The organism is Pectobacterium artocarpous, from assembly GCF_046159765.1.
GTDB lineage: Bacteria > Pseudomonadota > Gammaproteobacteria > Enterobacterales > Enterobacteriaceae > Pectobacterium.
This window is the reverse complement of the sequence record NZ_JBJXVK010000022.1, coordinates 52,102-64,904: the sequence shown is the minus strand read 5'-3', so window position 1 is coordinate 64,904 and position 12,803 is coordinate 52,102. Positions and strand designations below refer to the sequence as shown.

Genomic DNA, 12,803 nt, shown 5'->3' with positions numbered 1-12,803 from the left:
TCGCTGAGCGGTATAGGGAGAGGGAGATGGGTTGGGAAAAGGGATTGGCACCGCGTGAAAAACTGGTGCGTTTAGGGGCGGAATCGCTGACAGATGTTGAATTGCTGGCAATTTTTTTACGCACAGGGTTACCCGGCGTGCATGTGATGCAGTTGGCGGAAGAGTTGTTGGTGCAGTTCGGGTCGTTATATCAGTTGATGACAGCCGATCAATCCGCATTTCATACCGCCAAAGGTGTGGGAATATCGAAATATACGCAAATCAAGGCGATCACAGAGCTGTCGCGTAGGCTGTTTTTTTCTCGTCTTGCGAAAGAGGACGTGATGCTGAATCCTCAGGCGACTGGTCAGTATTTGCAATTGCTGCTGTCCCGGCGTGAGCGTGAGGTTTTTTTAGTCCTGTTTTTGGACAATCAGCATCACGTTATTCGCCATCAGGAGATGTTTGTTGGTACGATTAACAGCGTGGAAGTTCACCCGCGTGAAATTGTGCGCGAAGCGCTAAAGGCAAATGCCGCCGCGCTGATTTTGGCGCATAATCATCCGTCCGGAAAAGCGGAGCCGAGTCAGGCTGACCGTGCGATAACCGAACAGATTGTCAAAGCCTGTCTGTTAATGGAGATCCGCGTGCTCGATCATTTGGTGATTGGGCATGGCGAGTACGTTTCTTTTGCCGAACGCGGCTGGATTTAACAGATATTTCCGCGATCCAATGGGATCTTTAGCTGTTCGGGACTTGAGCACTTACGCTTCAGAGCGTATACTACGCCACCTTTGAGAATCTTGGGTGTGGCGTTAAGAGCCTATCTCAGCAGGTTTATCCTGATGACAGAGTCTTTTCAGTGAAGTTGCTGAGATGGGCTCTAAAGCCTGACGAGGCGGCCAAACCCTATACGAAGCTCGAGCTGATTTGATTTTTGGAGAATAGACATGTCCCGAGTCTGCCAAGTTACTGGCAAGCGTCCGGTGGCCGGGAACAACCGTTCCCACGCACTGAATGCGACCAAACGCCGTTTTCTGCCGAACCTGCATTCACACCGTTTCTGGGTTGAAGGCGAGAAGCGCTTTGTAACACTGCGTGTATCTGCTAAAGGTATGCGTGTTATTGATAAGAAGGGTATTGAGACGGTTCTGGCCGATCTGCGTGCCCGTGGTGAAAAGTATTAAGGAACTGAATCATGGCTAAGGGTGTTCGCGAGAAGATCAAGCTGGTTTCTTCTGCTGGTACTGGTCACTTCTATACCACTACGAAGAACAAACGTACTAAGCCGGAAAAATTGGAACTGAAGAAATTCGATCCCGTTGTCCGTCAGCACGTTGTCTACAAAGAAGCTAAAATTAAGTAATTTCTGCTTCTTGATAAAAACCCGGCCTTGGTCGGGTTTTTTTTCGTCATCAGTCAGCCCGCGTGTCGGTTTGGTTTTGCTGTTTTGTGGTAAATACTGCGGGTAAAATACGCCAGCAGTTACCCTGTTTCCCGTTGTGTCCTCTGTCTTGCTGCCTGTCACAGAGGGTATCCTGTCGTTTATGAAAATGTTGTTTATGCTAATGTAGCCACCTTTATCAGGAGACGCCCATGCCTGAATTACCTGAGGTTGAAACCAGTCGTCGGGGGATTTCGCCGTATCTTGTCGATCATACCATTCTGTATGCTGAAGTCAGGAACACGCGCCTGCGCTGGCCGGTATCGGCTGAGATCCTCTCGCTGAGTGATGAGCCTGTGCTCAGCGTGCGTCGGCGGGCAAAATATCTGCTGATTGAACTGACTCGCGGCTGGATTATTGTGCATCTCGGCATGTCTGGCAGCCTGCGTGTATTGCCGGAATATAACGAGCCAGAGAAACACGATCATGTTGATTTGGTGATGGACAGCGGTAAAGTGCTGCGTTACACCGATCCCCGGCGTTTTGGTGCCTGGCTGTGGACGGATAACCCTGAAACCTGCTCAGTATTGGCGCATCTGGGGCCGGAGCCGTTAGAGGCGGAGTTCTCCGCAGATTATCTCTATCAGGCCTCACGCGGTAAAAAGACGGCAATCAAACAGTGGATTATGGATAACAAAGTGGTGGTTGGCGTAGGAAATATTTACGCGAGCGAATCGCTGTTTGCAGCTGGCATCCATCCTGACAGAGCGGCCGGATCGCTAAATGAAAACGATGCAGCCCAGTTGGTGGGAGTGATTAAACAGGTGCTACAGCTTTCGATTGAGCAAGGTGGCACAACGTTGCGTGACTTTTTGCAATCAGACGGCAAGCCCGGTTATTTCGCGCAGGAGCTGCGTGTCTATGGCCGCAACGGTGAGCCTTGTCGTACATGCGGGACGCCGATAGAAACCGCAAAGCATGGGCAGCGGAGTACGTTTTTCTGCCGCCGCTGTCAGGTGTAATGGGGGTTGCGGATAAAAAATTCAGATAAATAACAATGACGATAATACTCATTAAGGGAAAAGAAGTATGCAGCGTATTTTGTTGATAAGAATCGATTTTCTGGGTGATATGGTATGCACTACAGCGTTGATTCATTCTCTGAAAAGAAAATGGCCGACTGCTGAAATTCATGTATTAGCGAACAAATATAATTCATATGCGCTTGACGGTAACCCGGATGTAGCAAAAGTGCATCGGTATGTTTATAGCAAAAGCCGAGAGAGAAATAATCGTGGTGGTTTAATCAGCTCATTAATCGATAAGTTTCGTTTGATTATGCGTTTAAAGCGTTTGAATTTTGATTTGCTGATAATTCCTAATGGCGGAATGAATAAGAATGCGATCCAGTTCGCTAGATGGATGAATGTGCCTGACGCGCGTTGGCACAAGACCGAGACAGAGTTTGACGACCGCAATATTGAACATATTGTCAATCGGCCAATAAAACATGAAGTATTAGCGGGATATGACTTAATGCCGGAGCTTGGCGTGAAGAGCACCGACGATTTACAGCTTTATATTTATCCTAATCCAGAATTAAAAAAACAATGGTCAGAAAAATTAAGCAATAACGGTAAAAAAAATATCGGTTTTTTTATATCGAATAAAGCACATGAACGTCGCTGGTCGTGGGAAAGTTGGTATACGCTTGCTCTGTCACTGGGCAACGACGTCAATATCATTATTTTTTCTAATCCAGGTGAGAAACCGGAGCAAGATGCGCTTAAGGGCATTAAGGTTCAATGTATCGACACGGAAACCGTGCCTGACCTTATAGCAGCGATGAGCCAATTGGATGTGGTTGTGTCGGCTGATAGTGCGCCTGTTCACCTTGGGGCGGCGTTGCAGATACCGGTTGTTGGCCTATTCGAAGCAAGGCCAGAGAAATATTTGCGTTGGTATCCAATTGGTGTAAAACACGTACTTCTGCATTCTGGTAAATGCATCGACAGCATCAGCGTGACAGAGGTCAAAGACGCGGTTATTTCTCTTATCCCATAAATGTATTAGTCGTGGAGCTTTTCCATTAAGGCACTAACGATGGCATCGGGTAAGAAATGTGATACGTCTCCGCCGTGACGTGCCACTTCTTTGACCAGAGAAGATGAAATAAACGACCACTCTTCTGATGGCATCAGAAAAACGCTTTCGAGCGTCGGCATCAGATGGTGATTCATTTTTGTGAGCTGGAGTTCATATTCGAAATCAGCAACAGCTCGCAAACCGCGCACGAGAATAGTGGCGTTTTGCTGCTGTGCGAAGTGTGCCATAAGATCGCTAAAGCCAATGACGTCGACATTCGATAAATGCTGTGTGGCACCCTTTGCCAGCGCCACGCGCTCATCCAGAGTGAAAAGCGTATGCTTGCTTGGGCTGGCGGCGATAGCCAGTACCACATGATCGAATAGTCGTGCTGCACGTGTTAGCAGATCCAAATGACCATTGGTTAATGGATCGAACGTTCCGGGATAAATCGCTTTGGTTGTCATCACATCAGCCCTTTATTTACTTTCTCGGTAGCGACTTTACTGTGTTCGCTGGGGCAAATAAGGTTCCAGGAGCGTAAGCAGCATCTGTAGTGCGCCCTGATTTTGGTGTAACACTTCTACGGCGTGTCGACCATAGTAGAGGCGATAGTCTTCGTCAGCGAGCAGTTTTCCTACTTCTTTTCCAAGCGAGTCTGAATCGGTTACGGTAATCAATCCGTTGGCCTGGCCTAGCTTGTTACAGATGTCTTTGAAATTGAACGTGTGTGGCCCCATCAACACCGGAATAGCATGGGCCGCTGCTTCTAGTGGATTATGCCCGCCCCGTTCAACCAAACTTCCACCGACAAACGCCAGATCGGCGATGCCGTATAGCAGCATCAGTTCACCCATGGTGTCCCCAATCACCACCTGAGTGCTGGCTGAAGGTTGTTCACCACTGCTGCGCAGCGTGTAGGTGAATCCCAGACTTTCTGTCAACGTCTGCGTGGTGGCGAAACGTTCCGGGTGGCGAGGCACAAGAATCAGTAATAAGTCAGGATAGGTACCAAGCAGTTGTCGATGAGCGGCCAGAACGATCGCTTCTTCACCTTCGTGTGTACTGGTGGCTATCCATACCGGGCGGCGAGGCGCCCATTGTCGGCGTAATGTAACCGCGCGTGCAGCCAGTTCCGGCGTTACGGAAATATCAAATTTAAGACTGCCGGTTACTTTCAGGCTTGAACGCTTCAGGCCAAGATCGATAAATCGATTCCCGTCCTCCTGATTCTGTGCGGCAACGAGGGTAATGCGCCGTAAGATATGGCGCATTAGCTTCCCAATTTTTTTATAACCCGCAGCGGATTGCTCTGACAGCCTTGCATTCGCAATAACCAGCGGAATTTCGCGCTTGTGCAGCTCTGCAATCAGGTTTGGCCATAGCTCGGTTTCCATAATGATGACGATTTTCGGACGAACCTGGTCAAAAAAGCGTTTCAGAGCACAGGGCAAATCATAAGGCAGGTAAACGTGATAGACCGTGTCGCCAAAAGCGGAGCGCACGCGCTCGGAACCGGTTGGCGTCATGGTTGTTACTGTGATTGGCAGATTGGGGTAACGGTGGCGCAGGGCTCTCACTAAGGGAATGGCGGCCAGCGTTTCACCTACCGACACCGAATGCAGCATGATACCGTCTGGCTTAACCTTCTCTGCACAAAAACCGTAACGTTCACCCCAACGCCGCCGATAGGCCGGCGCTTTGCGGCCACGAAGCCACAGGCGAAGCCAAATCAACGGTTGGATGAGGTATAGGATAATGGTGTAGAGAATTTGTAGCATAAGGTTTACTGTTATCGGTTATCGCTGGGGTGATTTTATCGGGTTAGTGAGGATAAGGCTATTTGTAAAACGGCTGTTGTCTGTGCTTCATACAAGCTCAGGGGCTGGCTTAGCTACAAATATTGATTTCCCATCGCGACAAGTATAGCAATGGCAGTTTTTGAATCGATATCTTTAATTTTAGCAAGGAGAGAGGAAATTCTAATACTAACTGAAAATATTTTCTCTTACTTAAGTCTATCATGATGGTCTTATAAATGTTCATATAATTCTGTGGGTTAATTATAATTGTTTTGTCTATGTGTAGGTTCGATATTTTTATTTATTCTGTTTTTTGATCTTGGGTGTGCTTTAAATAAAACACATTGGATTATTTTTACACTTGATCTTATTGAGCATTTAGATTTAATCGAGAATTTTATTGCATAAATGAAATTTCGTAAGAAACCTGATTTTTCAGCATTGTATATTCTTCGAAGTATTTGACCGTATCCGTGCTCTAGCTTTGTTGGTTCCTTCATTTTAGCAAATTCATCACCGACTCCGGACATGTCATGTAATATTTTCCCAATGCATAGTCCTTTAACAAAATCAAAAGATCTTAATCGTTCAAATAAGTCATGATCTGCCCAGTAGAACGCATATGTTTCGTTAAATACAAATCCATATTTATCGCTAATTTTATTTACTAAACCTAATGATAATGTTACTCCTGATGCACATGTGAATATAGATCTTGCGTTAAACTCTCCAACATTAACAAACTCAGTATTAACTTGTGCCTTGTTGTATACAGGGCTACTTTTTACGTTTTCTTTATTTGATAAATAGACTTCAGGGCAAATGATATCATTTTCAATATTGTTCTTTATATTTTGAAAAAAACAATTGTCTATGTGAGTATCTTGGTCAAATATAGAAATAAAATGGTAGTTTTTTTTGTTGATAAAATAATTGTATATTTTACTTAAAGATAAATTTCTAATGTCTTGATAAATTTCTGTACTGATTCCTTTTTGTTTACAGTTATGAAGATATTTGTTTAAGTCCTCTTCATTAAAAAGGTCTTGACCATTATTCCATATGAGTATTTTAATATTCACATCATCGATTTTTGTATTGAAAATGGATGTGATAGTCGAAGAGTTCTCGATACTTGAATTATATAACACAACAATTGCATTTATAATGATGTTGTCATTTTTTAGTAGGCTATTAATGGTCTCACCTCATTATTTTTATTTGTTGTTTTTTATAGTGTAACTATTCGTTGGGGTGATGTCTTTTTCTATGTTGATTTTTGATCTTGGATGTGTGCTATCCATAGAGAATATTATCAGGTTTTTAGCCACTTCAAATTTTACCTTCCTTCTGAGAAAGTCTCTCAAGTAAATAAATAAAGTACTAAATTTTGATTTTTTTTGATATTCATTTCTTATGAACGATTGAAAGTAAAACATTTCCATTACTCTGAACTTGCTTTTATTTTCTTCTGAATTAAACATTGCAAATGAGTGATGGATCTTATTTGTACAATAAATTTCTAAAGGGTATCCATTTTCTTTCATAATATTGATTGTTCTGAATAGGTCGCTATCTATACCATAAAAGGCTAACCTCTCTTCAAATACATAGCGTCTATAGTCTTTTATTTTATTTGTTCCTTGTCGTGATATGGCCAGACCCGACATAACTGAGTCTATTTTCATTTTCACCTTACCCTCTGGAATTATGATATTTACATCACCATAAAAATGTGGGTCTGTTTGGGCTAGCATGCCATTTTTTTCTGCTATAATAATAGGAGTAATAATATCCTCATTTATATGAGGAGATATTTTTGTATAATAGTCTACTGGTAGCACTGAGTCTTGATCTAACAGAGTGATAAAATCATAATCCTCATTATCAATGAAAAAATTATAGATTTTTGATAAAGCAAGATTTCTTATATCTTGATATATTCTCGCGTTAATCCCTTTTTCTTTACAAGAGATAAGAAAGGATTTTATGTCTTCTTCACCCAAAAAATCCGGGCCATTGTTCCATACTAAAATAGTTATATCTATTTGCTCTTTTTGGCATGCTAATAAGGAGGTTAACGTATCTGATTTTATTAGTGTAGAGTTATAAATTACGACAACAGAGGAAATTCTCATTACATTTATTCCAAAACATATCTCTATATAATATATATCAAGAAAAATTATAATTCACTAAATAGTGAATTATGTGAGTTAATTAGGCATGTTTATATCATTTTTAACTTCTTGATATGACCATAACTCGGTATACTTATTAAATGTATACTGAGCGTTGACTATAGCTAATAGTAATCCCTGTTTTCCGTCTAAAAATCCGGCTCTTAGTATTAATGTTTTAATAAAGGAGAACATTGTATGAGAAAAAATAGAAATATAGCTACAATGCTTACCCTTGGCATGGTGCTCTTTTGCCCAGTCAGACGCATAACGCAATTGTTTTTTTTGAAATTCTAAAAAATCACGACAGGTTAAATGTAGTAGGTCACCAGTTAATGATTTAACAGCAGCGTTGCCATAATTTAATGATTCATGAACTTGATTATCGTTATAATAATAATGTTGGTTAGCATAGAAACGAATAACTTTATCTGGATACCAACCGCTATGCTTCATAAAACGACCGAGGAAAAGATTTCGTCTTGCACATGCATATACAGTATCGGTAATTATATCTGGCGTTTTTAGTACTGTTTCAACAGCAGTGCGTAATTCTTTTGTCATTCTTTCATCGGCATCAATGAAAAAAATATAATCACCACTAGCATGAGTCTGAGCCCTTTGCCTTTGTTTGCCATACCCTAGCCAGTCATCGTAGTGATAAATTTTTGCTCCATATTTCTTTGCAATTTCAATTGTATTGTCGCTACTGCCAGAGTCGACGACTATTATTTCATCTGCCCATGATATAGATTCTAAACATTCTTGAATGAGTTTTTCTTCATTTTTTGTTATAATAAGGACTGATAGTTTTTTTCGCATACCTATTTTTCCATTTGGTTTCTACTAGTTTATATATCAGATTGCATTTTAAAATAATGCACCATATCTATGGTAAGAATAGGATGGGAAAAATATTTTATTGGTTATTTTTTAAATGTTTTTTTATACTGTATTTAAAGGCACACAGTATCCCAGAGAAATATTTCCCTTTTTTCAACAAATGCTTATATCTTTTCTTCATTTCTACGAATGTCTCAGCATCTTTTAAATCCTCAATTGACCAGGGAGAGACCAATAGGGCGCGTTGAAAGTATGATGTTGATGGGTAGTTTCCCCATTTGTGCCAAGGCTTGGTTACACCCGTGTAGTGTATGAGGATAGTATTTTTTTTTATGGTTTCTTTATATTTCTGATGGCTTGAATCTTTTAACTCATTTTTTATGGAGTAAATAGTATTATATTCTCTGGGGAGAAAGGTTACGTTATCATGTAATAACAAATTAATCACGTCTTGATCTGGATATTGAATTGATTCTTCACCGGCTCTTAATTTATCAAAAATCTTCTGCGTTAAATTTAATTCATTCCAGATAGTTAAATTTACAAATAAAACGCCAGAGTTAAAATATTTTCCTTCTAAAGCAGCCATCTTTAATCGACTTGCCGATTTTTTTTGCGTTTCAGGCAAATCACGAATTACTGCTGCAACATGTGGTGCTGTATTCAGTTTCTGAAGTTGCGCTAAGGAGCCCTTACACATCACATCCGCATCAAGATAGAGGAGATTTGATATTTTTTCTGAGAGGTGGGAAAAAGCTAATAATCTGAAATACATAGCGTGCGACCAAATATCGGTACAAGGCAACGTTTTTAACATTTCAGAATCTATTCTATATAAGACGATTTTAGTTTTAAATTTTTCAGAAATAATATTTAATTTTTTAATAAACTTATCATCAAAATCATCAGAAAAAACATGGAATGTAAAATCGATGTCATTATTGATAAGAATTGATACTATTGATATTCCACAACCCATGGCGTAGTTTTTATCTATGCCATAAGCAACGTTTAGCGTGTTATTATCGGCGATTGGCTGATGCCTCTTTTCGAAAACTGTAAGAACATCAATATGCGATGAAAAGACCATTGAATCACCTTAAAAGAAAAATTTGGTGTGTAGATCGTAATGTTCGTTTTTAAAATGCTTTTTTATAAAGATATTTAAGGAAGCTCAGTGTCCCATGAAAAATTTCACCGTTATGAAACTGATGCTTAGCACAGTATCGCATATTACTTGCTGTCACAGCATCTAAGAGAGGCTCATTTCTCCATGGCGAACTGTTTTTTGCTTTCAAAAAATATTTTGTACAATTGTAATTGGCGGCCCATTTATGCCAAGGTTTAGTTGGGCCTATGTAATGAATAAATATAGTCTCAGTAGATATCGGTATGGGGGCAGACTTACCACGACTATATTTTAATTCATAGTTTATACTAAACTGGGTGTTGTATTTATTATCCAGTTGGTAAAATTTTCCTGCCAAAAGTATATTTAAAACATCCTGATCAGGATGGGTAATGACTTTTTTCATCTCTGGATCGATCAAAAAACGCATGCTGTTTTCTGTTACAGATGCCCGATGCCAGTTATTGATTTCAATTAACAAAACGCCGGAGTTAAAGTAACCATCGTTGAGTTCAGGCTGCTGAAATTTTTGTGCCCGCTCTTTCCACCAGCTGCTATCACCATCTAAAACAACGGCAGCGATATGACTACTAACATCTAGTTTTATTAATTCTTGCAGTGAACCATTACATATAATGTCTGCATCAAGGTAGAGAACTTTATCAAGTATCTGATGGAAGTAGTCGGCAATAATAAAACGAAAATAAATGGCATAGCTCCAGAGTTTTGTTTCTGGTAACGTTTTTAACCATGAGCAATCAACGATATAGATGTTAATGGTTGTATTGTATTGCTCTGCCATTTCTTGAAATTTTGCTTTATCACTATCACTGAGTTTATCGGTAAATACGTGAAAAGATAAAGAATGTTCTTGATTTTTTAATAGGGTAGAGGCTATAGCGATGGCGCAGCCATAAATGAATTTTTCATCCGTGCCAAAGGCTATGTTTAACTCGGCACATTTTTCAGAATAGGAAAATGAGTATACAGTTTTTATGACTTTTTCTTTGTCAAAGTACATGCGCTTACCGTGTTGGATAAATAGCGGAAAGAATAACGTGTTGTAAGAAACAAGTCAGAATATGTCTCCATTTATCATTATGACTCGATAATCAACTGTGCCGCTTTTTCTGGCAGACTATAAATATCTTCGGTATCGGCAAAATAGCGGGCATTTTCTGCCCACTGTTTCAGCGTTTCTGGCTGACTGAGTGCGTGTGACAACGCGTGGTTCAGTGCTGCCTGGCTAAAGGGTTCTGGGATGACTTGTCCGGCCTGCGAGCGCTCAATGTAAAATGCATAACCACATGCATCGGTGACGAGTATGGGTAATCCGGCAGCGATAGCCTCAAGTAAAACGATGCCAGCGGCCTCCTGATGAGCCGGATGAAGTAACAAGTCTGCGGCTGCCATAAAGTCAGGAATGTCGTCTCGGCCAGAGAAGAAGTCTATTTGTTTACCGATACCGAGTTGTTCCGCTTGTTGTTGAAACGGTTTTGGATCGTCCTGACCGACAACCAGAAAGGTAACACGATTGCGTATTTCCTCTGGCAGGGTGGCGATCGCGGTCAGACTACGGCCAACCCCTTTGCGTTTGAAGTCGGAACCGACTTGTAACAGAACAAATTGGTTTTCATCCAGATGCTGCTGTTGACGGAAGCGGGAGCGCATATCTGGAGAGCGTGTGCTGTACTTTCTGTCCAGTGAAATACCCGGCGGTAGCATAAAAAAGCGTTCATCTTGTGTGCCGTAATGCTTCTGAAAATGGGCAATTTGCCGTGGCGTTAGCATCAGCATACGCGTGTGGCTGTTTTTATCGAACACGTCTCGTTCAAGTGCCGCGTAGCCGCGGTAGCGGGGTGTTAGTCGATAAAAGAAGCCTTTTTCCTGAACCGCCTTTTCTGCCGTACAGCCTTCTGCGGCATAGTAGAAGTCCAGCCCTGGCATTTTGCTAAATCCGACAACGCGATCGACAGGGTGCTGTTGTAAATGGCGTTGTATCCAGTCGGAAAAGTGGCGATGACGAGTATGGTTACCTAGTCCAGAGATAGGTACGAGAACAATGTCGAACCCTTCAGGTTGGTCGCCTTGCCATTCGCTTGTGTAAACACGAATATCGTGGCCTCGTTTTTGGCAATTTTGTGCGATGCTCAGAAAGTCCCGCTGTAACCCGCCGAAAGGAAAGTATTTATAGACGCAAAATGCGATTTTCATTTGCTGTGCTCTGTCTGTGCTTCTTGTAGCATGTGTTCCGACGCCTCAATGACCGCTTGTGCAGGAATACAGGACAAATATTTAACCGTCTGATCGTAATTATGTTGAGCTGGCATAGGCTGATATTCCCCTGCCCAAATTTGTTTATAGCGGTCACACCACGGGCGCCATAATTTGTAGTCTGTTGGGCCAAATAAGCTTACGAGTGGTGTGTTTAATGCGGCTGCCATGTGCATCGGCGCTGAATCTACGCCAATATATAGCACGGCGTTGTCGATTAATGCTGCCAGTTCCAGAAAGCTCGTTTTGCCTGCAAAGGTCATATCTGGTTTATGCGTGCACTGTGAGTGAATGTCGCGCACCACGTTTAAATCATCTTCTGAAGGACCGCAGGTCAAAACGACTTCGAGATCTTTTTCTTTGAGATGGTCAATAACCTGAGCGAATTTGTCGTTGTCCCAGTATTTGTAGTATTGACGTGTTGTCGGTTGGATAACGACATACTTTTTCGTTAAAAGGTCTGGTTGTTTATTAAATACATTTTGGGCATCTTCTTGACGATAATGTAGTGACAACTGAGAACGTCTATTGGATGTTGACAGTTTAAGCGGTGTTAGAAGATGGAGGTTTTGTTCAACGATATGCTCACCTATCGGTGGAACGCAATGATCAAAAAATAAACGCCAGATTTTGCCTTTCAGCGTATTACCGCGATCAAGCGCAATGCTATACCCTCCTAGCGATTTTACTAACAACGCAATCGGCCACTGGTCAGCCAGATTGACGATCAGATCGTAATTATTTTTCTTCAGTGCGTGTCTGACTTCCGTGACATTACGAATTTTCTCTGCAAGCGTCCCTGTTTTTCTCTTAAGCCCATAAAGCTGATATATCTCTGGGTTTGCTGACAGAATCGGCATCGTGTCCTGATATAGCAATACGTCGATTTTAGCCTCAGGATAATTTGCCTTCAGCGTGCTGATGAGCGGAGTGGTCAGCAGCATATCGCCATGATATCTAAGCTTCACCACAAGAATCCGGCGATAAGAGATGATGCGTTGACTCACTCGTTTTCCTTCATGTAATCAAAAGTTATGATTTTTACAGGCACGCTACCGCCTTTGGCTCAACAGCTACCAAAAGACTGATCCCATCCATGTAGCGCGACAGCATGAATAGCTAATTTT

14 protein-coding genes are annotated in these 12,803 nt (G+C 41.7%); 5 read left to right on the top strand and 9 right to left on the bottom strand.

Annotation, left to right across the window (positions count from 1 at the left end):
• The first annotated feature begins 26 nt into the window (after window positions 1-26).
• The 5 genes from radC (at window position 27) to ACKQAD_RS14915 (ending at window position 3,427) form a co-directional block, all read left to right on the top strand.
• Window positions 27-692 carry a RadC family protein gene (gene radC, locus ACKQAD_RS14935; RefSeq protein WP_409160878.1) on the top strand — a complete coding sequence of 222 codons (666 nt, stop codon included), beginning with the start codon at window positions 27-29 and terminating at the stop codon, window positions 690-692.
• Window positions 693-929: 237 nt separating this feature from the next.
• The gene (gene rpmB, locus ACKQAD_RS14930; RefSeq protein WP_005967968.1) at window positions 930-1,166 is read left to right on the top strand and encodes a 50S ribosomal protein L28; all 237 of its coding nucleotides are present in this window, start codon (window positions 930-932) and stop codon (window positions 1,164-1,166) included.
• 11 nt (window positions 1,167-1,177) lie between these two features.
• Window positions 1,178-1,345, top strand: coding sequence for a 50S ribosomal protein L33 (gene rpmG, locus ACKQAD_RS14925; RefSeq protein ID WP_002442576.1), 168 nt, complete (start codon window positions 1,178-1,180; stop codon window positions 1,343-1,345).
• Between the two features lie 230 nt (window positions 1,346-1,575).
• Window positions 1,576-2,385: a bifunctional DNA-formamidopyrimidine glycosylase/DNA-(apurinic or apyrimidinic site) lyase gene (gene mutM / locus ACKQAD_RS14920; protein WP_409160877.1), complete on the top strand. Its 810-nt coding sequence runs from the start codon at window positions 1,576-1,578 to the stop codon at window positions 2,383-2,385.
• A 67-nt stretch (window positions 2,386-2,452) separates the two neighbouring features.
• Window positions 2,453-3,427, top strand: a complete 975-nt coding sequence (locus ACKQAD_RS14915; RefSeq protein ID WP_409160876.1) for a glycosyltransferase family 9 protein — start codon at window positions 2,453-2,455, stop codon at window positions 3,425-3,427.
• Between the two features lie 5 nt (window positions 3,428-3,432).
• Here the strand turns inward: ACKQAD_RS14915 and coaD are convergent, their stop codons facing one another.
• The 9 genes from coaD to rfaQ all read right to left on the bottom strand — a co-directional run bounded on the left by coaD (window position 3,433) and on the right by rfaQ (window position 12,683).
• Window positions 3,433-3,915: a pantetheine-phosphate adenylyltransferase gene (gene coaD / locus ACKQAD_RS14910; RefSeq protein WP_409160898.1), complete on the bottom strand. Its 483-nt coding sequence runs from the start codon at window positions 3,913-3,915 to the stop codon at window positions 3,433-3,435.
• 36 nt (window positions 3,916-3,951) lie between these two features.
• A complete protein-coding gene (waaA, locus tag ACKQAD_RS14905) occupies window positions 3,952-5,229 on the bottom strand; it encodes a lipid IV(A) 3-deoxy-D-manno-octulosonic acid transferase (protein ID WP_409160875.1) in 1,278 nt (425 codons plus the stop codon).
• Between the two features lie 278 nt (window positions 5,230-5,507).
• Window positions 5,508-6,332 (bottom strand): glycosyl transferase, encoded by an 825-nt coding sequence (locus ACKQAD_RS14900; RefSeq protein WP_409160874.1) that lies wholly within the window; start codon window positions 6,330-6,332, stop codon window positions 5,508-5,510.
• Between the two features lie 135 nt (window positions 6,333-6,467).
• Window positions 6,468-7,388: a glycosyltransferase family protein gene (locus ACKQAD_RS14895; protein ID WP_409160873.1), complete on the bottom strand. Its 921-nt coding sequence runs from the start codon at window positions 7,386-7,388 to the stop codon at window positions 6,468-6,470.
• A 78-nt stretch (window positions 7,389-7,466) separates the two neighbouring features.
• Entirely contained in the window at window positions 7,467-8,258 is a 792-nt protein-coding gene (locus tag ACKQAD_RS14890; protein WP_409160897.1) for a glycosyltransferase family 2 protein, read from the bottom strand.
• A 91-nt stretch (window positions 8,259-8,349) separates the two neighbouring features.
• Window positions 8,350-9,363: a glycosyltransferase family 8 protein gene (locus tag ACKQAD_RS14885; RefSeq protein WP_409160872.1), complete on the bottom strand. Its 1,014-nt coding sequence runs from the start codon at window positions 9,361-9,363 to the stop codon at window positions 8,350-8,352.
• Between the two features lie 49 nt (window positions 9,364-9,412).
• Complete coding sequence (gene waaO, locus ACKQAD_RS14880; protein ID WP_409160871.1) at window positions 9,413-10,423, bottom strand: lipopolysaccharide 3-alpha-galactosyltransferase; 1,011 nt, start codon at window positions 10,421-10,423, stop codon at window positions 9,413-9,415.
• A 77-nt stretch (window positions 10,424-10,500) separates the two neighbouring features.
• Window positions 10,501-11,616 (bottom strand): glycosyltransferase family 4 protein, encoded by a 1,116-nt coding sequence (locus ACKQAD_RS14875; RefSeq protein ID WP_409160870.1) that lies wholly within the window; start codon window positions 11,614-11,616, stop codon window positions 10,501-10,503.
• Window positions 11,613-12,683 (bottom strand): lipopolysaccharide core heptosyltransferase RfaQ, encoded by a 1,071-nt coding sequence (rfaQ, locus tag ACKQAD_RS14870; protein ID WP_409160869.1) that lies wholly within the window; start codon window positions 12,681-12,683, stop codon window positions 11,613-11,615. Before rfaQ ends, ACKQAD_RS14875 begins: the two co-directional genes overlap by 4 nt.
• Window positions 12,684-12,803: the final 120 nt, after the last annotated feature.